Origin of the sequence: Amaricoccus tamworthensis (assembly GCF_049800875.1) — a bacterium.
GTDB lineage: Bacteria > Pseudomonadota > Alphaproteobacteria > Rhodobacterales > Rhodobacteraceae > Amaricoccus > Amaricoccus tamworthensis.
In genome coordinates this window covers 39,049-62,762 of record NZ_JBNAFV010000002.1, presented here as the reverse complement: position 1 = coordinate 62,762, position 23,714 = coordinate 39,049, and the positions used below count along the sequence as shown (strand labels likewise).

21 protein-coding genes are annotated in these 23,714 nt (G+C 61.6%); 8 read left to right on the top strand and 13 right to left on the bottom strand.

Annotated elements, in window-relative coordinates; genetic code table 11:
- Positions 1 to 21: 21 nt before the first annotated feature.
- Together ACP15P_RS04660 and ACP15P_RS04655 are read right to left on the bottom strand one after the other, a co-directional pair.
- On the bottom strand, positions 22 to 2,022 hold the full coding sequence (locus ACP15P_RS04660) for an aldo/keto reductase (RefSeq protein ID WP_424927348.1): 2,001 nt from the start codon (positions 2,020 to 2,022) through the stop codon (positions 22 to 24).
- Between the two features lie 155 nt (positions 2,023 to 2,177).
- On the bottom strand, positions 2,178 to 2,987 hold the full coding sequence (locus ACP15P_RS04655) for a helix-turn-helix domain-containing protein (protein WP_424927347.1): 810 nt from the start codon (positions 2,985 to 2,987) through the stop codon (positions 2,178 to 2,180).
- 494 nt (positions 2,988 to 3,481) lie between these two features.
- Between ACP15P_RS04655 and ACP15P_RS04650 the strand changes: the two genes are divergently transcribed.
- The gene (locus ACP15P_RS04650; RefSeq protein ID WP_424927346.1) at positions 3,482 to 4,702 is read left to right on the top strand and encodes an acetate/propionate family kinase; all 1,221 of its coding nucleotides are present in this window, start codon (positions 3,482 to 3,484) and stop codon (positions 4,700 to 4,702) included.
- On the opposite strand, the gene ACP15P_RS04645 is transcribed toward ACP15P_RS04650, so the two are convergent.
- The 6 genes from ACP15P_RS04645 to ACP15P_RS04620 form a co-directional block, all read right to left on the bottom strand.
- Complete coding sequence (locus tag ACP15P_RS04645) at positions 4,647 to 5,708, bottom strand: ABC transporter ATP-binding protein (RefSeq protein WP_424927345.1); 1,062 nt, start codon at positions 5,706 to 5,708, stop codon at positions 4,647 to 4,649. The genes ACP15P_RS04650 and ACP15P_RS04645 overlap by 56 nt on opposite strands.
- A 12-nt stretch (positions 5,709 to 5,720) precedes the next feature.
- Entirely contained in the window at positions 5,721 to 6,773 is a 1,053-nt protein-coding gene (locus tag ACP15P_RS04640) for an NAD(P)-dependent alcohol dehydrogenase (RefSeq protein WP_424927344.1), read from the bottom strand.
- A 4-nt stretch (positions 6,774 to 6,777) separates the two neighbouring features.
- Complete coding sequence (locus ACP15P_RS04635; RefSeq protein WP_424927343.1) at positions 6,778 to 7,029, bottom strand: DUF2160 family membrane protein; 252 nt, start codon at positions 7,027 to 7,029, stop codon at positions 6,778 to 6,780.
- Positions 7,030 to 7,033: 4 nt separating this feature from the next.
- Entirely contained in the window at positions 7,034 to 7,870 is an 837-nt protein-coding gene (locus ACP15P_RS04630) for a carbohydrate ABC transporter permease (protein ID WP_424927342.1), read from the bottom strand.
- 4 nt (positions 7,871 to 7,874) lie between these two features.
- A complete protein-coding gene (locus ACP15P_RS04625; RefSeq protein ID WP_424927341.1) occupies positions 7,875 to 8,756 on the bottom strand; it encodes a carbohydrate ABC transporter permease in 882 nt (293 codons plus the stop codon).
- A 123-nt stretch (positions 8,757 to 8,879) separates the two neighbouring features.
- The gene (locus ACP15P_RS04620) at positions 8,880 to 10,313 is read right to left on the bottom strand and encodes an extracellular solute-binding protein (RefSeq protein ID WP_424927340.1); all 1,434 of its coding nucleotides are present in this window, start codon (positions 10,311 to 10,313) and stop codon (positions 8,880 to 8,882) included.
- Between the two features lie 215 nt (positions 10,314 to 10,528).
- Between ACP15P_RS04620 and ACP15P_RS04615 the strand changes: the two genes are divergently transcribed.
- The 5 genes from ACP15P_RS04615 to ACP15P_RS04595 are packed head-to-tail and all read left to right on the top strand — an operon-like array spanning position 10,529 to position 15,333.
- The gene (locus ACP15P_RS04615; RefSeq protein WP_424927339.1) at positions 10,529 to 11,497 is read left to right on the top strand and encodes a sugar-binding transcriptional regulator; all 969 of its coding nucleotides are present in this window, start codon (positions 10,529 to 10,531) and stop codon (positions 11,495 to 11,497) included.
- A 15-nt stretch (positions 11,498 to 11,512) separates the two neighbouring features.
- Positions 11,513 to 12,505 carry a tagatose kinase gene (locus tag ACP15P_RS04610; protein ID WP_424927338.1) on the top strand — a complete coding sequence of 331 codons (993 nt, stop codon included), beginning with the start codon at positions 11,513 to 11,515 and terminating at the stop codon, positions 12,503 to 12,505.
- On the top strand, positions 12,505 to 13,806 hold the full coding sequence (locus tag ACP15P_RS04605) for a D-tagatose-bisphosphate aldolase, class II, non-catalytic subunit (RefSeq protein ID WP_424927337.1): 1,302 nt from the start codon (positions 12,505 to 12,507) through the stop codon (positions 13,804 to 13,806). The genes ACP15P_RS04610 and ACP15P_RS04605 overlap by 1 nt, the downstream gene beginning before the upstream one ends.
- Before the next feature lie 22 nt (positions 13,807 to 13,828).
- Complete coding sequence (locus tag ACP15P_RS04600) at positions 13,829 to 14,560, top strand: SDR family oxidoreductase (RefSeq protein ID WP_424927336.1); 732 nt, start codon at positions 13,829 to 13,831, stop codon at positions 14,558 to 14,560.
- A gap of 44 nt (positions 14,561 to 14,604) precedes the next feature.
- Positions 14,605 to 15,333, top strand: coding sequence for an SDR family oxidoreductase (locus ACP15P_RS04595; protein ID WP_424927335.1), 729 nt, complete (start codon positions 14,605 to 14,607; stop codon positions 15,331 to 15,333).
- A 21-nt stretch (positions 15,334 to 15,354) separates the two neighbouring features.
- On the opposite strand, the gene ACP15P_RS04590 is transcribed toward ACP15P_RS04595, so the two are convergent.
- The 3 genes from ACP15P_RS04590 to ACP15P_RS04580 form a co-directional block, all read right to left on the bottom strand.
- The gene (locus tag ACP15P_RS04590; RefSeq protein ID WP_424927334.1) at positions 15,355 to 16,059 is read right to left on the bottom strand and encodes an EI24 domain-containing protein; all 705 of its coding nucleotides are present in this window, start codon (positions 16,057 to 16,059) and stop codon (positions 15,355 to 15,357) included.
- Entirely contained in the window at positions 16,056 to 16,613 is a 558-nt protein-coding gene (locus ACP15P_RS04585; protein ID WP_424927333.1) for a nitroreductase family protein, read from the bottom strand. Before ACP15P_RS04585 ends, ACP15P_RS04590 begins: the two co-directional genes overlap by 4 nt.
- Before the next feature lie 98 nt (positions 16,614 to 16,711).
- Positions 16,712 to 17,869: a class I SAM-dependent methyltransferase gene (locus tag ACP15P_RS04580; RefSeq protein ID WP_424927332.1), complete on the bottom strand. Its 1,158-nt coding sequence runs from the start codon at positions 17,867 to 17,869 to the stop codon at positions 16,712 to 16,714.
- Between the two features lie 324 nt (positions 17,870 to 18,193).
- Here ACP15P_RS04580 and lipB point away from each other — a divergent pair, with 324 nt between their 5' ends.
- Both lipB and ACP15P_RS04570 read left to right on the top strand, forming a co-directional pair.
- Complete coding sequence (gene lipB, locus ACP15P_RS04575) at positions 18,194 to 18,886, top strand: lipoyl(octanoyl) transferase LipB (protein ID WP_424927331.1); 693 nt, start codon at positions 18,194 to 18,196, stop codon at positions 18,884 to 18,886.
- A gap of 42 nt (positions 18,887 to 18,928) precedes the next feature.
- The gene (locus ACP15P_RS04570; RefSeq protein ID WP_424927330.1) at positions 18,929 to 20,086 is read left to right on the top strand and encodes an iron-containing alcohol dehydrogenase; all 1,158 of its coding nucleotides are present in this window, start codon (positions 18,929 to 18,931) and stop codon (positions 20,084 to 20,086) included.
- 4 nt (positions 20,087 to 20,090) lie between these two features.
- Here the strand turns inward: ACP15P_RS04570 and ACP15P_RS04565 are convergent, their stop codons facing one another.
- Positions 20,091 to 21,647: a trimethylamine methyltransferase family protein gene (locus ACP15P_RS04565; RefSeq protein WP_424927329.1), complete on the bottom strand. Its 1,557-nt coding sequence runs from the start codon at positions 21,645 to 21,647 to the stop codon at positions 20,091 to 20,093.
- A 19-nt stretch (positions 21,648 to 21,666) separates the two neighbouring features.
- On the bottom strand, positions 21,667 to 23,712 hold the full coding sequence (locus tag ACP15P_RS04560) for an FAD-dependent oxidoreductase (protein ID WP_424927328.1): 2,046 nt from the start codon (positions 23,710 to 23,712) through the stop codon (positions 21,667 to 21,669).
- Between the last annotated feature and the right edge of the window lie 2 nt (positions 23,713 to 23,714).

The following is a 23,714-nucleotide window of genomic DNA, read 5'->3' as shown; positions in this document are numbered from 1 at the left end:
ACTCCCAGGGGCACCGGTCCATCAATCCTCGAGATTGAGCCACGCCACCTGCTCCGTCGACAGCTTCACGTCGAGCGCCGGCAGTGTTGTGGCAATCTCGCCTGGACTTCGCGGCCCAATCAGGGCCAGTGACGGAAAACCCTGGTGCAGCACCCAGGCCGTCGCGACATTGTGCGGCGTCACTCCCAGATCCTGCGCCAGTGTCTCCGCCCGCCTGCGCCGTTCCTCGTTCTCCGGCCCGCCAAAACAGGTCTCCGGATTCGTATCCACCGGCAGTCTGTCACGCAGTTCCCGGGGCAGAAAATACCCCCGCGCCTGGCTTGACCAGCTGATATGGATGATGCCGTTTTCGCGCATCCAGCCAAGCGTTCCAGGCGAATTCGAAGTCGCGCACCCATCCCAGACAGGTTTCACCATCACCGCCAGCGACAGATTATTGTTGAGCACCCGAGGCGGCTCCAGCCCGCGTTCATTCGCATACGCCACGGCCTCAGCAAAACGCTCAACCGACCAGTTCGAGCCGCCCCAAATACCAATTCGCCCGGCATCCCGCTCCCGCGCAACCGCCTCGACAAACTCACCCACCGGCACGTCGGGATTGTCCCGGTGCATGATGTAGATTGGCGCTTTCTCAAGCCCCAAACGATCCAGCGAAATATCGAGCTGCGCGGAAATCACATCCGGAAAACAATACGGCGAATGCACGCCCTTCACGATCACGGTGACATCATCAGAGACACCCCGAGACCGGATCCAGTCACCCAGAACCGCTTCATGACGCCCGCCGCCATAGACAAACGCCGTGTCAAACGTCCGCCCTCCGGCTTCCATCCAGGCGTCCCAAACAACAGCACCCTCCGCCGCCGTATCACGGTTGTCACACCCCATGATCAACCGGTTGACCGGCTTCTCAACGCCCTCGAGTTTAACGGTGGACACCTGCGGCAATCCACTTGGCAAAACATTCACAAGACGCCGTACGGTCGCCGGATCCTCAGCAAACGTGACATAACCCAGCTCCCGCCGCCAGGCATCCTGCACCCTCGCATTTCCAATCGACCCCCTGGTGTCCATGGCAGGGAAAGTCGCCTCGGTCTCACCGGCTAAAATGGCACGGCTCGCATCCTCCGCCTCAAAGGCAAACAGAATACGCTCGTCCTCAAGCCTGATGATCTCGGTCTGACCACCGGTCGTGACATGGATCTCGGAATCCGATGGCCCGGCATTGCGCCCCGGCACCCACGGGTTCGCGAGGCGCAGGCTTCCGTTCTCACAGAAGACCTCAACCGTCTCCCCCAGATTGCGCGCAACCGCACAGGAAATCTCGGCCGTGATCCCGTTGGCGAATTTCAGCAGCCCAAACGCCACCTCATCCACATTCGTCCGGCCCAGATGGCCAACACCCTTCACCTCAACCGGATCCGCGAACACACCATCGCCAATGCCCGCGATCAAACGCGCCGCCGAAACGGGATACCCTCCCACATCCAGAATTCCACCACCCGCAAGCTCACGACTGTAAAGCCGCGACTGCGGGTCGAACCCTGCCGAAAACCCGAACACGGCCTTTACATGCTGAATCGCGCCAAGCCGACCCTCGCGCAGGATCTCCACCATCCGCGCAATCTGCGGATGATGCAGATACATGTAGGCCTCACGGAAAAACACCCCCGCCTCCCGCGCCGCCTCAACAATCGCCGTGGCCTCCGCTTCATTCAGGGCCATCGGCTTTTCAACCGACACATGCTTTCCGGCCCGAATGGCCATCAACGCCTGTTCGGCATGAAACGGATGCGGGGTTGCTATGTGAACCGCACCCACCTCCGGATCAGCGCACAAAGCCTCGTAGCTGTCATAGCGTTTCCCCGGGGCCACCCCAAACCTGTCACCGAAACTCTCACGCCTTGCAGGTGTCCGGCTCGCTATGGCCAAAAGGCTGCCGCTCTCGCACTCCGCAAGTCCCTGCGCAAAATTCGCGGCAATATCCCCCGGACCAATAATACCCCACTGCACCTTCGGCATGTTAACTCCCTTTGCACGATAGATTTTTTTCAGTTTTGACCGGAACTCCGTCAGAAGACCGATCCCGGCGCCAGGCTGTCAACGACGCCCGGCCACTGGAACCTAAACAGCGAACATGGAAATCACCATCCACAAAACCTGTCCGTCCACGACGGCTATTGCCGCGCCTCCCTGCGGAAGGCAGCAGGGGTTTTATGCTGATGGGCCTGAAACGCCTCGTAAAAGCTCGACAGGGATCCAAAACCTGAATCCATCGCCACGCTCAGTATCTTGTGGTCCGAATGGGCCAGCAGCATCTGTGCGTGGCTCAGCCTGATCCGCGTAATGTGCTCCTTGATCGGCACGCCCACCACCCGCCGGAACAGGGACATGGCATAGGATGGAGAAAGGTCCACGTGTTCCGCCACCTGTGCCACGGAGATTGGATTGCCGTAATTGTCCGCGATAAACCGCAGCATCTGGTCAATATGACGCATGGTGCTGGTACCACTGACATTGGCATCCGCATTGCCCCGCGCTTTCATCAGCACGTCATAGCCCTCCAGCGCCATACGCCGCAGACGCATCTCAATTTCCCCGATCAGCAGATTGCGCCAGTTGGGATCATCGCTCGCCCGGCTGTAATCGCGCGCCCAGGTGTTAAACATCAGGGCATCCTCGTGGCAGCTTTCCCGAGAGGCCAGAATACCGCCACTGATAATGGTCTCAACAAACAATTCCGGAAGCCCAAACTTCAGAAGCTGCGCAAGCGACAGGTACACATTCACAATTGAACCGGAACCCTGCACGTCCGTCACCCCGTGCGGCACGGCCCCCCAAAACACCACCAGTTTCTGGCGGCCTGCCCGCACCAAGGTTCCTGAAAAGGAATACTCCATATCGCAGCCGATAAGAAAATTGATCTCCACGGACGGGTGGTGATGATACGCCGTCCTGAACCGCGTGGGACGGTGCGTTTCAACCATAAAATCGTGCCGTCCCGGGACGCAACCGGTATCTACATGTTCAAGATATTGATTTGTCTCACCTTTTGTAATCACCTGCATGTCCCCCCATACATCGGCACCATACCGGCACACCCCATGGTTGAAGATCGCCGGAACAAAGGTCAAGCCGACCGCGCCGCGACGGCGCTTTTCCGACCATACAGCAGAATGCCGGAATTCGCTCGCTTTTTTCCGGAAGTATTGTGACGATCACCCATACGTTATTCGGGAAACCTAAAACCAAACGGGGGTGACTCCGGCGGACACCCTGTCAGAAATATAGAGTTCGCGACGCTGACGATGCGGGCCTCGCCAAACGCCCGGATAAGGAGGGAAAACTCCAAAAAACTACCCAAATCCCAACCATTTTCACCACCCCATGTGAACCTTTTCTGACACCGGTTGACACCCGAACACCCGGATGGTTTCCCTTCCGCGACACGGAAAGCGACGGGGGCAGCAGGTTTTCACAGATGCGCGGCATCCTCACGCTCAACACCGGCTCCTCCTCCCTCAAATTCGGCCTGTATGCGGATGCCCCCGAACCGGAGGAACTGCTCACCGGCCAGGTCGACGGGATCGGAAAAACCGCACGGCTCGTCCTCCGCAAAAACGGCGACAAAACCACCCTCGAGGTTGCCGCGGCTACGCATGCCGCCGCCATCTCCGCCGTTATGGCAGTTCTGCACGACAGCCTCGACGGGCTGAAAATCGCGGGCGTCGGACACCGGATCGTGCACGGCGGGCTCGATTTTTGCGGCCCGGCCACCCTGACACCGGACGTCATCGAAACCCTTTCCGGCCTCATCCCCCTCGCACCCCTGCACCAGCCCCACAACCTCGCGGGCGTGCATGTCGCGAAAGCCGCGTTCCCGGACGCGGTCCAGGTCGGCTGTTTCGATACCGCATTCCATCGCGGCCACCCCTGGGTCAACGACACCTTCGCCATTCCCCGCAGGCATTATGACGAGGGTGTGCGCCGCTACGGCTTTCACGGGGTCAGCTACGACTATGTCACTGGCGAGGTCAAACGTGCCTTTCCCAACCTCCACCGCGGCCGGATCATCATCGCCCATCTCGGTAACGGGGCCTCCATGTGTGCCGTCCGCGCGGGCCAGAGCGTCGGCTCCACCATGGGGTTCACCGCGCTTGACGGCCTGCCCATGGGTACCCGCTGTGGCCAGATCGATCCGGGTGCCGTACTGCACCTCATTGAACAGGTTGGCATGTCACCGCGGGAAGTCCGCGAAATGCTCTACGACCGCAGCGGCCTGCTGGGCCTCTCGGGCATTTCCAGCGACATGCGCACTCTGATGAAATCCGAAAGCCCCGACGCGGCCGAGGCCATCGACTACTATGTCTTCCGCGCCCGCCGCGAAATCGGCGCGCTGGCCGCCGTCCTCGGTGGCCTCGACGGGCTGATCTTTTGCGGAGGCATCGGTGAAAACGCGGCCCCGATCCGCCAGCGCATCGTGAAGGGCCTGGAGTTCCTCGGCATCGAGATCAATGCCGAGGCCAACGCCAACCGCGAAACGGAAATCGGCACAGGTCCCACCCGCGTCCTCGTCATCCCCACCGACGAGGAACGCGTGATTGCCAGGGCCGTCCACGCGGCCCTGACCAGAGGCCAATCCCGAGTCAGATACGCTTTTCCGTCTTCCGGTCAAACAGATGAACATCGGCCGGGTCGATGATGAACCCAAGCGATGACCCCGGCCGTGCCATAATCCGCTCCTTCACGAGGGCATCGACCAGATCCTTACCGTGCTTGGCGAAGATCTGGGTTTCGGACCCGGTCGGCTCAACCACGACCACACTCATCGGCACACCGCTTTCACCGATCTGGATGTGCTCCGGCCGAATGCCGTAGATAACGTCCTGCCCCTCGGAGGCCGCCGTCTCCGGCAGAGGGAGGGTAAGCCCGGAGGCGGACACAAACTGCTTCGTCCCCTCCACCATCGCCACCTTGCCATGCACGAAATTCATCGACGGCGAGCCAATAAACCCGGCCACAAAAACGTTGTCCGGGCTATCATAGAGATCCAGCGGCGAGCCGATCTGCTCGACCCGCCCGTCGCGCATCACCACGATCTTGTCCGCCATGGTCATGGCCTCGATCTGGTCATGGGTGACGTAGACAATCGTCGTGCCCAACCTCTGATGCAGTTCCTTGATCTCCACCCGCATCGTCACGCGCAGCTTCGCATCGAGGTTCGACAGTGGCTCGTCAAACAGGAACACCTGCGGGTCGCGCACAATCGCCCGGCCCATCGCCACGCGCTGACGCTGACCGCCCGACAGTTCCTTGGGATAGCGTTTGAGGTATTTCGACAGGTCCAGAACCTCTGCGGCCTTTGTGACCTTCTCCTCAATCTCCGCTTGCGGCCGCTTCGCCATTTTCAGGGGAAACCCGATATTGTCGAACACCGTTTTATGCGGATAAAGAGCATAGCTCTGGAACACCATCGCGATGTCCCGTTCCTTCGGCAGCACGTTGTTCACAACCCGCCCACCGATTGAAATGGTCCCATCGCTGATCTGCTCAAGCCCTGCCAGCATGCGCAGCAGCGTCGACTTGCCGCATCCCGATGGACCGACCAGTACGACAAACTCGCCATCCTGAATATCGACGCTCACCCCATGCATGACCTGGGTACTGCCAAAGCGCTTGATTACATTGTCTATTTTTACATCGGCCATTGGCCTGCCCCCCTATTGCGGCAGTTCGATCTGCATTTTCACGTCAGCCGGCGGGGCCGATGCCGCGATTTCAAACGCCTTCACGCTCTCATCAAACTCAAATGTGCGCGTGATCAGCGGCTTCACGTCAATCAGGCCCGAGGCCAGCATCGACACGCAGCGCGGGAACACGTGGGCATAACGGAAAATGTTCTCCACCCGCGCCTCGCGCACCATCGCCGCACCCGCGTCATAGCTGATCGGATCCGGCTGCCCGCCGATCATCACCACGCATCCGCCCGGCGCGAGCGGCTCAAACACACCCGCCGCAGCCCTGGGTGACCCGGTCGCCTCAAACACCACATCCGCGCCCCAGCCGTCGGTGTCGGCCGCAACCCGTTCCGCAATGCTCTCACCGGTCACATTGATCGGCACGATGGCCCCGCTCAGACCGGCCGCGATCTTCAGCTTTTTCTCCGCCAGATCGGCCACGTAAACCCGGGCACATCCCGCCGCAATCGCCGACAGCGCGGTCACAAGCCCAATCGGCCCCGCACCAATGACAACACCGATGTCCCCCGGCTTGATCCGCGCCTTCGTCGCCGCATGAACCCCGACGGCCAGAGGCTCCACCATCGCGGCCTCGGCAAAACTCACATTCTCAGGCAGCTTGAAGGTAAATGCCTCCGGATGCACACAGGTCGGCCGCAAGATGCCATGCACCGGCGGCGTCGCCCAGAAGCGCACGGCCGGATCGACATTGTACATCCCCATCCGCGTGGCTCTGCTGTTCGGATCAGGAATGCCCGGCTCCATGCAGACACGGTCGCCCTCCTTCAGCGTCGAAACCTCCGACCCGGTCTCGATCACAATTCCAGACGCCTCATGCCCCAGGATCATCGGTTCATTGACCACAAACGACCCGATGCGCCCATGGGTGTAGTAATGCACGTCAGAGCCACAGATCCCGACCGTGTGCAGTTTGATGCGCACGTCCCGCGGGCCGAGAACCTCCTCCTCGCGGTCGATCCCGGGAAAATCGCGAAGGGACAGCGCATCCTTCTTTTCCAGAACGAGAGACTTCATCCGCTTATCCTTTCCTGACGATAAAAATCGCCAACACAACTGCTATGGCATTTGAAATCCAGATCGACAGTCCCAGCGGTTCCACGAAGCGGAACCAGAACAGCGACAGCGCCACCCAGATCACGACCGAAATGAAAAGCCGGTCGAACCAGTTTGTTTCAATGGGCAGAAAGCCGTGGTTTTCACCCGCGCTTTCCAGAGTGTCGTCCTCCTCCAGGCTGGCGGAGGCAAGCGGGGTTTCGTGTGTGTCACCCATATCCCTATCCTTTCACCGCACCGAAGGTCAGACCGGCCACGATATGCCGCTGCACCATGCCAAACACGATCAGCGCAGGAATGAGAGTAAAGACCGAAATCGTCGCCATGATGCCCCACTCCGTACCGGTCGTGGTCACATACTCAGACAAACCCGTGGTGAGCGTGCGCGCATTGAAATTTGTCAGCGTCGCCGCCAGCAGATACTCGTTCCACGCAAACACCCATGTCAGGATCAGCGTCACGGCAAGCCCAGGCCGGCAGAGCGGGAACACGACCTCGGTGATCACCTTCCACGGACTCGCCCCGTCCACGAATGCCGCCTCATCCAACTCCTTGGGGATACCATCCACCGTTGGGCGCAACGTCCAGATTGCAAACGGCAGATTGAACGTGCAGTACACCAAAATCATGCCGATCCGCGTATCCAGAAGCCGCCATTCCCCGACCGCATAGACCTGCGTCATCAGCAGGAACAGCGGCAGAAGGAACACCGCCGGCGGCGCCATACGGTTGGTGATCGTCCAGAAGAAGATCGACTCCTTGCCGCTCATGTTGAACCGCGACAGGGCATAACAGGCAAAGAAGCCGAGCACCGTACACAGGATTGCGTTGCCGCTCGAAATGATCAGCGAGTTGACCATGTAACTGCGCAGCAGCCGGTCACCCCAGACCTTGGCATAGTTCCCCCAGTAGGGATCGCTCAGGATCACATCCGGCGTGCTGAACAGCTGCACCGCCGGTTTCACGGAAATCACGAACAGCCAGTAAATCGGAAACAGCGTCAGGAAGCTGACAAGGATCCAGAAAAACAGACCGATAATGGGACTTTGTTTTTTCATAACCTCAGTCCTTCTTCGTGTTACGCGGCGCGAGCATGGTCACGTAAAGCAGCCAGCACGCAACAATGGTCAGGTACAGAACGATCACCGAAATCGTTGATCCGTAACCGTAATTTGTCTTCGGGAACACTTCCTTGAAAATGTGAACGCCCACAAACCTCGTGGCCGATCCAGGCCCCCCACCGGTCAGCATCCAAACCTCATCCACCGTGCGCAGCGCATCCATCAGCCGGATAAACACCGTGGCCACAACCGCGGGCATGATCATCGGCAGGGTGATGTGCCAGAAAATCTGACGGCTGTTCGCGCCATCAATCTGCGCCTGCTCAAACGGATCGGCCGGCAGCGAAACAAGTGCCGCAATCAGCGTCAGCGTCACCAGCGGCGTCCAGTGCCAGACATCCATGATGACAATGGTGGCAAACGCGGCCGGTGCCGAGGTGCCAATGTTCATCGTGATGCCGAACCACTCATCGAGGTAATGGGGAATGATCCCGATGGAGGGGGTGGTCATCAGCTTCCAGACCGATCCCACGATAATGGGCGCCATAATCAGGGGCAGCGTATGAATGGTCCGAAAAAACGCCTTGCCGGGGAAGTCCTTCATAAAAGCCTGCGCCAGGAAATATCCCACGATCAGCTCCGACACGACCGCGAAAAACACGAAAGCCACCGTGACGCCAACAGAATTCAGAAACTCCGCATCAAAGACGATCCGGCGGAAATTGTCCGCGCCGTTGAAAATCATCTCCGGATTTGCGGCGAACGGGTTCCACTGATGGAACGAGACATAAACGACGTAAATGAAGGGCAGGACGCCGAAGAAAAACAGGATTACCAGCGTCGGTGCCAGCAGAATCCAGCCAAGCCTGTTGGACTGCATCATCACCCTCCCGTGTTTGATTGTTTCTGGGTCTCGCCCGCCACCCGCAGGCCGACCCGGTTTTTATGGTCGGGCCGCCGCCGTCAAAGGCGACGACCCCAAGTCATTTGGACGAAACGCGCCCCGTCAGTTCCGGTAGCCAAGATCCGTCAGAACGGCCTCGGCCTCCGCAGCCATCTGGTCGAGACCATCGCTTACGCTCAGATCACCGGTCAGGATGCTGTAGAAGGTGGGCGCAACGGTCTCACGAACCTGCGCGTGGAACGGATAGGCCGGCGCCCCCGCGAACAGGTAACCCTTGTCCTTGAGCATGTCGTAGTAACCGCCCAGTTCCTCGTTCATGTCCTGAACCTTGGGGTCGTCATAGGTCGCGGTGTTGGTCACGCGCGGCGCCGCAACGGCCCATTCAGGCTGAACCTCGTTCTGACCGATATACTGCAGGAACAGGGCCGCGGCCTCTTTCTGCTTGGACGTGGACGGAAGACCGAACGCACCGCCATCGTAGTAGCCGATGTAACCCTCGCCGGATTCCACCTCGTCCATGACGCCATCAGCCAGCGGCGGCAAAGCCACGCCAACCTTGCCGACCACGAGGGACTTGGTCTCGTCAGCTGCGATCCAGCCGGCATTCTCACCGTAAACCAGACCCTGCGCCGCACGTCCCGCACCGAAGGTCGTACCAACCTCGGTCCAGGTCGACTGCACGGACTCGGGCGGCGCGATATCACGCATGGACAGCCACCAGGTCAGCGCCTCCTTGGCCTCCTCGCTGTTCATCGTTCCGCCATTCTCAACCGAGGCGGCGTAGTTGTTATCCGCGTTGATGCCCCAGTTGTAGACGCCAAACGTGGGTGCAACGGATTCAACATACTCGTACCACGACGCGACATGACCGGTATGCGCCTGTGCCGTGGTGCCCCACAGCTCCATGTCGTTTTCCTTGCCCCAGTCCGTGAAGAACTGCGCAATCTCGGAATACTCCTCATGGGTCGCGGCGGGCACGAGGTCACGTCCGGTTTTCTCCTTGAACGCGGCCTGTATGTCAGGATCCTCGAACAGGTCCTTGCGGTAGAGATAGACCTTGATGAAGGCTTCCATCGGCACGCCGAACAGATGGCCTTCCTCATTCTTGAAGTAATCCGCGAAGGTCGTGAAATTGTCCTCGCTATAGGTCGGCGCAACCAGATCGGGATTGTCCTCCATCAGCTGCGTCAGGTCGGTGAGGAAATCACGGGCCAGATAGGAATAGATGATGTCCTGCTCGATATAGACCATGTCATAGATGCCGGTCCCGGCTTCCATGTCCTTGATGGCCTTGTCGAACATCTGGTCCCAGGAGGTCGTCTCAACATCCACCCGAATGCCGGTCAGTTCCTCGAACTGCGGGGCAAGCACCTCGCGAATGTAAAGCGATGGCGGCGAGGACTCCGTCACGCCTCTCAGGGTCACGCCCTGGTACGGTTCCGCCGCCTGTTTCCAGAACGCGTCATCCGCGAATGCGGCCGTTGCCGCAACGCTCATGGCCAGCGCGGATGCGCCGAATTTCAGTGCAAAGCTCATGTGCTTCCTCCCTGTTTATTGCGAAGGCCGTTCACGCGGACCAAACCGAAGCCGGCCGAAGCGATTCGCGCATCCTTCCGAATTCAGGATGCATCTGTAAGCACCACCATGCAACTGAAAATTTTCAAATGTTCATCTTGTCATTCATATGTAATCCATGTCACGCTCCGACCCGTGTGATTGTCAGATAAGACAACACGGTTGGGAGGAAACACGTGGCGCGTGAACCGATTGAGGACAGTGAGGCATTCCTGGTGGAGGTCTGCTGGCATTACTTCGTCAATGAAATGACCCAGGCGGAAATCGCCCGGATGCTCAACGTAACCCGCCTGCGCGTCAACCAGAGCATCCAGCGCGCCAAATCCCTGGGCCTCGTGAAAATCCAGATCGAGTCGCCGTTTCTTGCCCGTTCCAAGCAGCAGGACGCCCTGAAAAACGCGCTCGGCATCACCGGCGCCATTATCAGCCCGGTCAACCGCAACGACTATGACTACCACCGCCCCGTTGGCGCCGCGCTCGCGGCCTTCATGACCGAGCGCCTGCGCAACGCCGCCTGGAAATCCATCGGCGTATCCTGGGGCCTGACCCTGGACGCCGCCATCCGCAAGCTCCCGCGGCAGTCCCACCCGGACTTGGAAATCGTCTCAATCCTCGGTGGAACCGCCAAGGGCTCCACCTTCAACTCCTTCGGCGTCGTATCGGGTCTCGCCGACGTCCTTGGCGCGCACTACTCCATCCTGACCGCTCCGATTTACCTCTCCGAGGGCATCGACCGTGACCTGTTCCTCTCGCAGTACTCGCTCAGCGAACATTTTCGCAAATTCGAGTCCCTCGACGCCGTGCTTCTGACCTGCTCCAACGTCTCGCACAAATCGTTCCTCGTATCCCATGGACTGCCCCGTGAACTCACCCCTGAGGGCCTGATCGCCGCCGGTGCCATCGGCGACGTGCTCGGCCAGTTCCTAACCCGCGACGGCACACCCGTATCCCGCGAGGTGGACGACCGAACCATCGGCATGCTCCTCGAACAGGTGCAGCAGGTGCCTGAGAAGATCATGGCCGCCGCCGGTCCCCACAAGGTCGACATCATCGCCGCCGCCTGCCGCCGCGGCCTCGTGGACACCCTGGTGACCGACGACCTCACCGCCGAACTGCTGCTCGAAAAGCACGCAGCCGACACCTGACCGGGAAAGCGCAGAATGACCAAAGTCAAAAGCCCCGCCCCGGAAACACTCGGCCCCACGGTCTGCATCGGCGAGATCCTCGTGGAAATCGTCGCCACCACCACCGGCGAGGGCTTCCTTGATGAACAGCCCTTCATTGGACCCTATCCCAGCGGCGCCCCCGCCATCTTCATCGACCAGTGCGCCCGCATGGGCGGCACCGCGGCCATGATCGGTGCAGTGGGCCAGGACGATTTCGGGCGCGTGAACACCGACCGCCTGCGCGCCGATGGCGTGGACATCTCCGGCGTCATGGTCGATCCGGAACTTCCCACCGGCACCGCCTTCGTGCGCTACCGCCCCGATGGCGACCGCAATTTCGTCTTCAACATGTGGACCTCCGCCGCCGGCTCCCTCACCTGGTCCCCGGAGATCGAGGCTGTCATTTCCCGCGCCGGACACCTGCACATCATGGGTACGCTGCTGGTCCAGGAGAACATCTGGAAGATGATCGACCGTGCCGCCAGAACCATCCGGCAACGCGGCGGCACCGTCTCTCTCGACCCCAACATGCGCAGCGAACTGCGCGCCGATCCAGGCATCGACGCCCGTATCGCGGAAACCGTCGCGCGTGCCGACCTCCTGCTGCCTTCGGGCGAAGAAATCTACGTTGCCTCCGGCACCGATCCAAAGGACGGCGAGGACACCGCCATCACCCGCCTCTTCGAACTCGGCGTCTCCGAAGTTGTCATCAAACGTGGGGCCAACGGCTCATCCTGCCACCTCGCCAGCGGTGAGACCTTCACTGCCCCTGCCTTCAAAATCCAGGAAATCGACCCAACCGGCGCGGGCGACTGTTTCGGCGGGGCCTATGTCGCCAGTCGCCGCCTCGGCATGGACGTAAATGAGGCCCTGACCTTCGCCAACGCCGCGGGCGCGCGCAACGCCACCATCCGCGGCCCGATGGAAGGCGCGGGCACGCGGGAGCAGCTCGACGCGTTCATTGCCGCCACCCCGAGGAACCCGTAATGCCCGTCACCCTGACCGACCTCGCCCCTCTCTACCGCCGCGGCACGCCCGCCGGGATCACCTCCGTCTGCTCCGCACACCCGTCCGTTCTCCGCTCGGCCCTGCGCCACGGACGCGACAACGGCTCAACCGTCCTGATCGAGGCGACATGCAACCAGGTCAACCACCAGGGCGGCTACACCGGCATGAGACCGGCCGATTTCGCGAGCCTCGTCAACAGCCTGGCCGACTCTGAGAACTGCCCCAAAGACCTCATCATCCTGGGCGGTGACCATCTCGGGCCAAACCCCTGGCGTGACCGACCGGCTGAGGACGCCTTGGCCGAGGCCGAAAAAATGGTCGCGGAATACGTGGCCTCCGGCTTCCGCAAGATCCATCTCGACGCCTCCATGGGCTGCGCCGGTGAGCCCCCGGCCCTCGACGACGCCAAAACCGCCGACCGTGCCGCACGACTCGCGAAAGTCGCCGAGGACACCGCCAAAGCCCACAACCTGCCGCTGCCGCATTACGTTATCGGCACGGAGGTCCCCCCGCCCGGCGGCGCCGATCACGCGCTCTCCTCCATTGAACCCACCTCCGCCGAAGCTGCCTCCCGAACCCTCGAAATCCATGGTGAGGTCTTCGCAAAACACGGTCTCACCGACGCTTTCGCCCGCGTCATCGGTCTGGTCGTCCAGCCCGGCGTGGAATTTGGCAACCGCAACGTCATCCTCTACGAACCCGACAAGGCCACCAGCCTCATCTCCGTCCTCGAAAACCATCCGCAGTTCGTTTTCGAGGCCCACTCAACCGACTACCAGATGACCTGCCCGCTCGCGGAACTCGTCCGCGACGGTTTCCCGATCCTCAAGGTCGGCCCGGAACTTACCTTTGTGATGCGCGAGGCGCTCTACGCGCTCGATCTGATCGCCTCCGACCTCGTCCCCGGCTACGGCGACCGGCCCCTGTACCAGGCCATGGAGTCCCTCATGCTGGACCGGCCAGGGCATTGGGCTCGGCACTACAATGGTGACGACGGCGAACTGAAGCTCCTGCGTCACTACTCGCTCTCCGACCGCATCCGCTATTACTGGGCCACCGAACCCGCCCAACTGGCCGTGTCGAAACTTTACGACACCCTTCAGGGCCGCTCCGTTCCCCTGCCCCTGATCTGGCAGCACCTGCCCGGAGCGGAGCGGTTCGCGGGCGCAGCACTCAATCCAGAGGATGTCGTGATCTGGAAAATCACCCAAAGCCTCAACCATTACCACACCGCCTGCACCCGGCCCGCCAAACGCCGGTCGGTTGCCGCGGCATCGTAGCCTCAGACAGGGGGAAGGACTGATGGACAAAAATTTCGAAGGCCAGAGCGTCATCATCACCGGCGCGGGCAAGGGCATAGGTCGGGCCGTGACGGTCGAACTTGCCAAACGGGGCGCCAAAACCGTCGCTATTGCCCGAACAAAAAGCGACCTCAACAACCTCGCCGCGGAAACCGGCTGCACGCCCATCGTGGCCGACCTGATGGACAACGCCGCCGCCCGCGCCGCCATGAAACAGGCCGGAACCTGCGACCACCTCATCAACTGCGCCGGCACCAACGTGCTGGAAAGCGTACTCGACATGACGGACGAGGGCTACGAGACCGTGATGGGCATCAATCTGCGCGCCGCGCTGATCTGCGCCCAGGAATTCGCGCGGGCCCGCATCGCCGCCGGTGGCGGCGGCTCCATCCTCAACGTCACCTCCATCGCCGGGCATCGCGGTTTCCAGGACCACATGTGCTACGCCGCCTCGAAGGCAGGACTGGAGGGCGCCAGCCGCGTGATGGCAAAGGAACTCGGCCCCCACGGCATCCGCGTCAACGCCGTCGCCCCCACGGTAACAATGACTGAACTCGCGGCAGAAGCCTGGTCCGACCCCGCGAAAGCCGACCCAATGATGGTCCGCCACCCAATCGGCCGCTTTGCCGAAGTTGAGGACGTGGCACGGGCCATGGTTATGCTTCTGAGCGGCGACGCGGCCATGGTGACCGGTGCGGTCCTGCCAATTGACGGCGGTTTTCTCGCGGTCTGATCCCGCGGTCACTGGACAAAATTCTTGTTTATGGGAGACAAAACATGGGTGAAAAACTGAACGGCAAAATTGCCGCCGTAACCGGTGCCGCCTCCGGCATCGGCCTCGCCACCACAGAGGCTCTGCTGGCCGAGGGCGCCACGGTCGTTATGGTCGACCGCGATGAGGCCGCACTGTCCGATCTGACCGCCAAACTGGGCGACCGCGCCATTGCCCAGGTCACGGACCTGCTCGATGCGGACAGCTGCAACGCCATGGTGCCAGAGATCCTCGAAAAGGTCGATCACATCGACATTCTCTACTGCAACGCCGGAACTTACATCGGCGGCGATCTCGACGAAACCGACCCGGCGACCATCGACCGGATGCTGAACCTCAACGTCAATGCGGTGATGAAGAACGTTCACGCCATCATTCCGCATATGAAAGAGCGAAAAACCGGTGACATCTGGGTCACCTGCTCCGTCGCGGGCCATTCCGCCATTGCCTGGGAACCGGTCTATTCCGGCTCGAAATGGGCGATCACCTGCTTCGTTCAGACCATGCGGCGACAGCTTCGCGAGTACGGCATCCGCGTGGGTCAGGTCTCGCCAGGCCCGGTGATTTCCGCGCTTCTGGCCGACTGGCCGGAGGAAAACCTGCGCAAGGCCAAGGAAAGCGGTTCGCTGATCGAACCTACGGAGGTGGCCGACGCGGTGGTGTTTGCGCTCACACGTGGGCGCAATGTGACCATCCGTGACATGATCGTTTTGCCAACGAATTTCGATATTTAGGGAAACCGCGGCTCCGGTTCTCTACGCCCTGAAACCGGAGCCCGCCATGCGGTGAAACTGGTGGGTAAACACCGCCACGCCCAGCACCGGGACGATCAGGTTCAGCACCGGAACCGACAGCGGCACCGCCATCAGTGTACCGGCCACCCAGATCATCATGCGGTTGTTGCGCCTCAGCTTCGCCGCATCCGCCGGTGACAGACGACGCAGTGCAACGAGCGTGAAGTATTCCCGCCCGAGCAGCAGCCCGTTGACGATCCAGAAGATGAACGGGGCTAGAGGTGCTACCAAAAGGTAAATGACCAGTGCGACCAGGTTGACCATGATCAGAAGCCCAAAAAACCTTATGGAATCAATTATTTGAGACCCTGTCGAGGCCGGATTTGCCTCCGGCAGGTGCGGGTAGTGCCGCGCCTCCACGGCCTCGACCACGCTGTCGAGGAAGAACCCGACCACAGCCGCCGCCGTCGGCACCATCAGCACCACCGACAGCACCAGCATCAGCCCCGCCGCCGCCCATGAGGCCAGGTTGTCCACAAAGGACACGGTCCCGATAAACGGCAGATTGACCGTCTCCGGCAGCGCCGCCCCGAGCAGCACCATCACCAGCCAGAAGATCACCACAAGGCCCACCAGCGTCAGCAGAAGGGACCAGATCACGGCCCCCAGAAACCTGCGGTCATCAAGCTGCCCGAACGCGCGAAAAAGGTCGGTGAAGAGTGTCACTGATCAACCCAGTCCACTTTCTTCTCCATGTCCGGCCGGGGCCGTTCGGGTGGCGGATTTTGGCAGGTTCCGATATGAATAAACCCGGCCACCCACTCATCCCCGGTCAGGCCAAACGTGTCATTCAGGAGCGGTTTATCCGTGGCAATCCAGGCTGTCAGCCAGTTCGCACCCCACCCGCTGGCCAGGGCCGCGTTGAGGACACTCATGGCCGCGCAACCGGCGGAGAGGACCTGTTCATATTCGGGAATTTTGGTGCCTTCGACGGTCGAGCCGACCACCATTATGCAGACTGGAGCGAGGTCAAAAGGTGACGATGCCTTGGCTCCATCCTCTCCGATTTCTTCGGCGCGACAAATTATATCCGCGGATATACGGCTCAATGCGGCGCCCTCAAACACCACAAAACGCCACGGTTCGAGCTTGCCATGATCGGGAACGCGGCCCCCGGCGGTGAGGATTTTTTCGAGCGTCGCGCGGTCCGGACCGGGGGAACTGAGCAGTTTGGCCGGGCGGGAACGGCGGGTCAGCAGGAAATCCATTACTTCAGACAAGGCATTTCTCCATTTTCTCGCGCACTGATGTGCGGCCTTGTCCGCGCCGCGTCAAGGGATTGGCGTAAAAACATAGTGATTTAGTCGGGAATTTTTTGTCAGGCCTGCGCCAGTTCCACCTGGACGACATTGGTCTGTCCGACCTTGAACGAGGCGGTGCATATGCCAAGGTAGAACTGCCAGTTCCGGATGAAGCGGTCATCATAGCCAAGCTGCTGAATTTGCCTGCGTTTCTCGCCAATACGCTGGTTCCAGATGGCGCAGGTTTTGGAATAGTCCTGTCCAAAAGCGAAGCTGTCCCGCACGGCCAGACCAGCCTGTCTGGCCTGGCTGGCGATCACGCTGTCGGAAAGGAGCATTCCGCCCGGAAAGGTATAATGTCTAATGAAATCAGACCCTTTCCGGTAAATGTCGAAATAGCTGTCCTTCACGGTAATCGCCTGGATCAGCACGCGCCCCCCCTCATTGAGGCGGGAGGCCAGAGTGCCAAAGTAGGTCGGCCAGTAGGCCTCACCCACCGCCTCGATCATCTCGATGGATACGATATTGTCGAATTTGCCGGAGCTCTTGCGATAGTCCTGAAGCCGGATGTCGGCCCGGTTTTGCAAACGGTCCTGGGCAAACTGATGCTGGCTGGGCGAGATCGTCAAACCAGTGACGTGACGGCCGGATTCCGCGGCACGTTCCGCAAATCCACCCCAGCCGCAGCCTATCTCAAGCACACGGTCGCCGTCGCTCAACCGGTTGATAATCCTGTCGATTTTTCGGTTTTGACCGTCATGCAGATCCGATGCGTCACCATCAAAGATAGCGGAGGAATAGGTCATGCCAGGGTCGAGCCAGAGTTTGTAGAAGTCGTTCCCGACATCGTAATGCGCCCTGATGTTCCGCGAGGCGCCACGGGTGGAATTCGCCCGGAGCAGCGAATTCAGGACGCGGAATTTCAGACGGTTAAAAAACCCCGCATGGGCATAGCCCTGAAATTCATCAATATTCCGCAGGGCCACCTCGGTTACATTCGCAATGGAAGGCGTGTCCCATAATCCCTCGACATAGGTCTCGCCAAGGCCAATGTCCCCACGGGTCAGACAGGCGACGACAACCGACCAGTCGTGAATTTCCATTTCCGCATGAGGTTCGCCGGAGCCGAAGTCGTGGGTCTCGCCTTCCGGCGTTTTGAGGCGCAGGCTTCCATCCCGAATCCGCGAACAGGTCTCCAGAAAATCGCGTTTTATCCGTGCGTCGATAGAGAACATTCGCTCCTCCCCAGACACGTCCGGTGCCGTGTCCTCTTACCCTGTAAATTCCCGTGACGACCGCCTTTTTTGGACTGTGCCGCCAAACTGCAACCGCGCGCCACCCGAAAGGTTCCCCTCCGGACGCCGCGACATTCCATCCCACGCGATATTATGGAACGGTTTTTCGACAAATTTCAACTTTTTCAGACCTGTCCCACGCGTACCGACCATGACCGATGCGTGAGGATACCCCACGGTTGAGGCCAGAACCGGCTTTTCAAGCGGGCGCGTGATCTCTATTCCTCCGGGGGAGTTAGAGGAAACCGCACAGGAACAACGACCATGCCAGAACCGGTGGCGCTCCAGACTGACGGGCTGTCCGGGCCTGAACCGGAATGGTTCAGTTCACCGGGGCTGGTGGATTATGAGGAGGCCACGGCCTTCATGGAGAACCGGGTTGCGGAAATCCAGGAGGGCGATGCGCCGGAGTTTGTCTGGCTGCTTGAGCATCCACCACTTTACACGTCAGGCACGTCTGCCGACCCGAAGGATCTGCTGACGCCGGACCGGTTTCCGGTCTACCCGTCGAAACGGGGCGGCGAGTTCACCTATCACGGGCCAGGGCAGCGCGTGGCCTATGCCATGCTGGACCTCAACCGGCGCGGTCGCGATGTGCGGGGCTATGTGCGCAATCTGGAGGAATGGGTGATCCAGACGCTCGCGGAGTTTAATGTGGTGGGCGAGCGCAGACAGGGTCGCGTGGGGGTCTGGGTCGTGCGGCCGGACAAACCGCCCCTGGCCGATGGCTCATCGGCTGAGGACAAGATTGCCGCAATTGGCGTGCGGATCCGCAAATGGGTCACGTTTCATGGGATTTCCATCAATGTGGAACCGGAGCTGGAGCATTTTTCCGGGATCGTGCCCTGCGGCATTCAGGATTACGGCGTCACCAGCCTCGTTGACCTTGGGCTGCCGGTGACCATGACCGATGTGGATGTGGCCCTGAAACGGTCCTTCACCAAAGTTTTTGGCTGACGCCATCCTCTCTCCAATTCAACGCTGACCGGGGAAACACGCATGCTTCCTGACTTTGCCTTTGCCACTGCCACGCGGATCGTTTTTGGACGGGAAAAGGCCGACACCGTAGCCGACGAAGTGGCGGCGATGGGGCGGCGCGTGCTGCTGGTACATGGGCGCGGCACGGAGCGCAGTGCGGGGATCGCGGCGGGTCTTGCCGCCGCCGGGTGTTCGGTGGGGTCCTTTTCCGTGCGTGGGGAGCCGGACCTGCCGATGATCGAGGACGGTGTCGCTCTGGCCCGCGATGTGGGGGTTGAGGTTGTGCTCGCGGTTGGTGGCGGTGCGGTGATTGATGCGGGCAAAGCGATTGCCGCCCTGAAACCGGCGACGCGGCCGACGCTCGATCATCTGGAAGTGGTTGGACAGGGTCTGCCGCTGGATCATGCACCCCTGCCCTTTGTGGCGGTGCCGACGACGGCGGGGACCGGTGCGGAGGTGACGCGGAACGCGGTCATTGGCGTGCCGGAGCATCAGCGCAAGGTCAGCCTGCGCGACTTGCGGATGCTGCCCGACCTGGCGGTGGTGGATCCGGCCCTGACCGATGGCTGCCCCTGGGGTGTGACGCTGGCCTCGGGGCTCGATGCGGTGACGCAGGTGATTGAGCCGTTTGTCGGCACGCGGGCGAACCCGATGACCGATGCGCTGTGCCGGGATGCGATCCCGCGCGGCTTGCGGGCTCTGCGGCGGCTGGCCGAGGGTGAGGATCATGGCGCGCGGGACGACATGGCCTGGGTGAGCCTGTGCGGTGGGCTGGCGCTGGCCAATTCCGGGCTTGGGGCCGTGCATGGGCTGGCCGGGCCGCTTGGTGGGCTGACAGGCGCCGCGCATGGGGCGATCTGTGGGGCGCTGCTGCCGCATGTTCTGGTGGCCAATCACCGGGTGGCGGCCGAGGCGGGTCGCGACGTGGCGCGAATGGAGCAGGTTGGGCGCTGGATTGGAGAGGTGTTTGACGCGCCGGGAGCCGGGATCGACGAGGCGGCGGAACTGCTGGCCGGGTGGTCGCGGGCGGTTGGACTGCGCGGGTTTGAGGCGCTGGGGATTGACGGGGACGCCCGGGCTGCGGCGGCGGTGGCCGCGGCGGGGTCGTCGTCGATGAAAGCCAATCCCGTGGCTCTGTCGGAGGCGGACCTGCTGGCGGTGATGAAGGCGACGGACTGAGACCTCAGTGTTCCTGGTTCAGTGCGTCCATGGCGGGAATTTCGCGCTCACGCCGGGCAATGTAGTCGAGCAGAGCCTCGTTTGTGGCCTCATCGAGTTTGGGTTCCTCGTAATCGGCCAGAAGGTTGCGGGCGTGCTCCAGGGCGCGGGTGGTGATTTCCCTTGAGCCCTCGGCCGTCCACTGTTCGATGGAATTGTTGTCGAACAGGTCGGGCATGAAATACGCGGTCTGGAAGTTTTCCTGGGTGTGCGGGTGACCGAGATAGTGACCGCCAGGGCCGACATCCGGAACGGCGGCAAGAGCCGCGTCGAAATCGTCCCATTTTGGGCCCTCGGCCATGCGGTAAGCCATGGCGCACTGTTCGGCGTCAACCACGAATTTGGCGACGGAGCAGTGCATCCCGGCCTCGTTCCAGCCGGCGGAATGCCAGATGTAGTTTGCGCCGGCGTGCATCACGGCGGAGAGGGTTGTGGCGCTCTCGTAACCGGCCTGGGCGTCGAAGGTCTTGGCACCGCCAAGGGTGTTGGAGGTGCGCCAGGGGATGCCGTAATGGCGGGCCATCTGGCCGATCATGAAATTCATCAGACTGATTTCCGGGGTGCCCGCCATGGGCGCGCCGGATTTCATGGAGACGGTTGCGAGGTAGTGACCATAGATCGCCGGGGCGCCGCGGCGGATGACCTGGGTGTAGGCGAGTGCCGCCAGCGCCTCGGCGTTAAGTTGGGCGACCGTGGCCGGGACGGAGGCGGGCGTGTTGGCACCGCCAAGCACGAAAGGCGAGCAGAGCACGGGCTGATTGCGACGGCAGAAGGCACGCATGGCGCCAAGCATGGTTTCGTCCCAGACGAGTGGTGAGTTGCCGTTGCAGTTGCCGGTGGTGACCGGATGGGTTTCCATGAACTCCGCGCCGAAGAGGATGGCGCACATCTCCATCACGTCCTCGGCGTTTTTGGGGCTGGTGGTCATGCCCATGAACATTTTGTCGGAATGTTTCATGGAGGAATACGTAATGCGCAGGTGGCGGTGGCTTATCGGGTGGTCATAAGGCTCAACGATGTGGTGCGCGGTGGAATGCAGCGCGGGGCTCATGTGGCTGAGTTTGTGGAACATCGCGAGGTCTTCGAGGGTCGGATTGCGCCGCGTGTCCTCAAGGTCGCGGATATATGGTGCACCGGTCATGGGGACGAAGACGGCCTGGCGTCCGCCCAGCGCGACGTTATTCGCCGGGTTGCGGGCGTGGTATGTGAAGCCTGCGGGGATCGTGGCGATGAGATCGCGGACCAGACCGCGGTCGAGGTGGACGCGTTCGCCGGTGACTTTGGCCCCGGCCCTGCGCCAGTCTTCGAGGGCGATGGGGTCGCGGAAGACGACTCCCACGTTTTCGAGGATGTCCATGGAGGCCGCGTCGATGCGTTCGACCCCGGCGCCGTCCATCACCTCGCAGAGCGGCAGGGTGTTTTTCAGGCCCGGAAGCATGGTGACGTCGCGTTTCGAGCGGATGCTGCGGCGGGCGCTGCGGCCACCGGCGCGGGAGCGGAGCCTGGGGGATTGCTGGTTCATGGGCGTGGCCTCCCGGGCATCAGATGTCCTTCACGAGGCGCAGGGCGTCGTAGATGGCGGCGTGGGTGTTACGGGCGCTGACGGCGTCGCCGATGCGGAAGAGCTGGAAACCGCCGGACGGGTTGCGGGTGACGTCCTGTGGGCTTCCGTCGATCAGGGCGTCATAGTCGACGGCGCCGGCATTGGACGACAAGGGCCGGAGTTCGAAATAGAGATCGTCGAGCGGCATGGTGCCGTAGTTCACCACTACCTGGTCATATGTCTTTTCGCTGGTGAAACCGCTGTAATCGGTGCCGATGATGGCTTTGAGGCGGTTACCCTCGCGGGTGACATCCCGGAGACGGCGGGTGACGGTGAATGTGACGTCCCTGTCCTGAAGCGCGCGCATGTAGGGCACGAGGTTCATGCCCATGATGTCGGGAGCGAAGGTGCGGTCGGGGGTCATGATCTCGACTTTGGCCCCCGCGTTGGCCGCGACCTCGGCGGCCATGAGGGCGGGATGGTCGCCGCTTTCGTCGTAGATCAGGATATCCTGGCCGGGTTTGACGTCGCCGGAAATGATGTCCCAGGCGGTGACGACCAGGCCCTGATCCTTTCGGCTCTCGAACAGTTCGGTGTTGGGCAGGCCACCGGTGGCGATGATGACCACGTCAGGGTTCAGGGCGGTTACGTCATCGGCCTCGGCCCAGGTGTTGAAGTGGAATTCCACGTCGCGGGCGGCGCATTGGGACATGCGCCAGTTGATGATGGAGATCATTTCGCGGCGGCGCGGGTTGAGGGTGGTCAGGCGGACCTGCCCCCCTGGATCGGGCTGCGCCTCGAACACGGTGACGGAGTGGCCCCGTTCGGCGGCGACGCGGGCGGCCTCCAGGCCTGCGGGACCCGCGCCAACAATCACGACCCTGCGGCTTTGGGCGGCGGGCGCGATTTCATGGGGCATGGTGAGTTCGCGGCCGGTGGCCGGGTTATGGATGCAGAGCGCCTCCCCCGCGGCATAAATGCGGTCGAGGCAGTAGGTCGCGCCGACGCAGGGCCGGATGTCATCCTCGCGGCCCTCGATGATTTTGCGCACAATATGCGGGTCGGCCATATGGGCGCGGGTCATGCCGACCATGTCGAGCAGACCGGCCTGAACCGCGTGGCGGGCGGTTGCGACATCGGGAATTTTTGCGGCGTGGAATGTTGGCATGCCGGTGGCCTTGCGGACCTCACCCGCGAAGTCGAGATGGGGAGCGTTTTTCATGCCTTGGACGGGGATCACGTCAGTCATTGCGGGATCGGTGTGGATGCGGCCGCGGATGACGTTGAGGAAGTCGACCATGCCGGTGTCGGCCAGACGTTTGGAGATTTCGATGCCCTCTTCGGGTGTGATGCCACCGGCCTCGGCCTCGTCGGCGGTGTAGCGGATGCCGACGATAAAATCCGGCCCGACCCGTTCGCGGATGCCGCTGAGCACGTCGAGGACGATTTTCATGCGGCTGTCGAGGGTGCGACCGCCATAGGGGCCGTCGAGATCGTTGGTGAGGGGGGACCAGAACTGGTCGAGCAGGTGGCCGTAGACCTGAAGCTCGATGCCGTCCATGCCACCCGCCTTCATCCGTTCGGTGGCGTCGGCGAAGTCCTGGATGATGCGCTCAATGTCCCAGTCCTCGGCCAGTTTGGGAAAGGCGCGGTGGGCCGGTTCGCGGTGTTTGGAGGAGGAGACAGAAGGCAGCCAGTCGCCCTTGTTCCAGGCGGTGCGGCGGCCAAGATGGGTGAGCTGGATCATCACCGCGCAGCCATGGTCATGGCAGGCATCGGTGAGTTTTTTGATCCAGGGCACGACCTCGTCGCGGTAGGCCAGGATGTTGTTGAAGACGGGCGGGCTGTCTTTTGAGACGGCGGCGGAGCCTGCGGTCATGGCGAGTGCCACGCCGGCTTTGGCGCGTTCGGCGTGATATGCGGCATAGCGCTCCTTCGGCATGCCATCCTCGGGATAGGCGGGTTCATGACTGGTGGTCATGATGCGGTTGCGCAGGGTGAGATGCCTCAGCTGGTAAGGCTGGAGAAGGGGGTCGCTGGACATGG

Coding starts and splice junctions, on each gene's coding strand:
- ACP15P_RS04565 (WP_424927329.1), bottom strand. CDS start 21,647: ATGAACCAGCAATCCCCCAGGCTCCGCTCCCGCGCCGGTGGCCGCAGC.
- ACP15P_RS04640 (WP_424927344.1), bottom strand. CDS start 6,773: ATGAAGTCTCTCGTTCTGGAAAAGAAGGATGCGCTGTCCCTTCGCGAT.
- ACP15P_RS04645 (WP_424927345.1), bottom strand. CDS start 5,708: ATGGCCGATGTAAAAATAGACAATGTAATCAAGCGCTTTGGCAGTACC.
- ACP15P_RS04610 (WP_424927338.1), top strand. CDS start 11,513: ATGACCAAAGTCAAAAGCCCCGCCCCGGAAACACTCGGCCCCACGGTC.
- ACP15P_RS04605 (WP_424927337.1), top strand. CDS start 12,505: ATGCCCGTCACCCTGACCGACCTCGCCCCTCTCTACCGCCGCGGCACG.
- ACP15P_RS04580 (WP_424927332.1), bottom strand. CDS start 17,869: ATGTTCTCTATCGACGCACGGATAAAACGCGATTTTCTGGAGACCTGT.
- ACP15P_RS04635 (WP_424927343.1), bottom strand. CDS start 7,029: ATGGGTGACACACACGAAACCCCGCTTGCCTCCGCCAGCCTGGAGGAG.
- ACP15P_RS04660 (WP_424927348.1), bottom strand. CDS start 2,022: ATGCCGAAGGTGCAGTGGGGTATTATTGGTCCGGGGGATATTGCCGCG.
- ACP15P_RS04600 (WP_424927336.1), top strand. CDS start 13,829: ATGGACAAAAATTTCGAAGGCCAGAGCGTCATCATCACCGGCGCGGGC.
- lipB (WP_424927331.1), top strand. CDS start 18,194: ATGCCAGAACCGGTGGCGCTCCAGACTGACGGGCTGTCCGGGCCTGAA.
- ACP15P_RS04650 (WP_424927346.1), top strand. CDS start 3,482: ATGCGCGGCATCCTCACGCTCAACACCGGCTCCTCCTCCCTCAAATTC.
- ACP15P_RS04625 (WP_424927341.1), bottom strand. CDS start 8,756: ATGATGCAGTCCAACAGGCTTGGCTGGATTCTGCTGGCACCGACGCTG.
- ACP15P_RS04620 (WP_424927340.1), bottom strand. CDS start 10,313: ATGAGCTTTGCACTGAAATTCGGCGCATCCGCGCTGGCCATGAGCGTT.
- ACP15P_RS04595 (WP_424927335.1), top strand. CDS start 14,605: ATGGGTGAAAAACTGAACGGCAAAATTGCCGCCGTAACCGGTGCCGCC.
- ACP15P_RS04570 (WP_424927330.1), top strand. CDS start 18,929: ATGCTTCCTGACTTTGCCTTTGCCACTGCCACGCGGATCGTTTTTGGA.
- ACP15P_RS04560 (WP_424927328.1), bottom strand. CDS start 23,712: ATGTCCAGCGACCCCCTTCTCCAGCCTTACCAGCTGAGGCATCTCACC.
- ACP15P_RS04630 (WP_424927342.1), bottom strand. CDS start 7,870: ATGAAAAAACAAAGTCCCATTATCGGTCTGTTTTTCTGGATCCTTGTC.
- ACP15P_RS04655 (WP_424927347.1), bottom strand. CDS start 2,987: ATGGTTGAAACGCACCGTCCCACGCGGTTCAGGACGGCGTATCATCAC.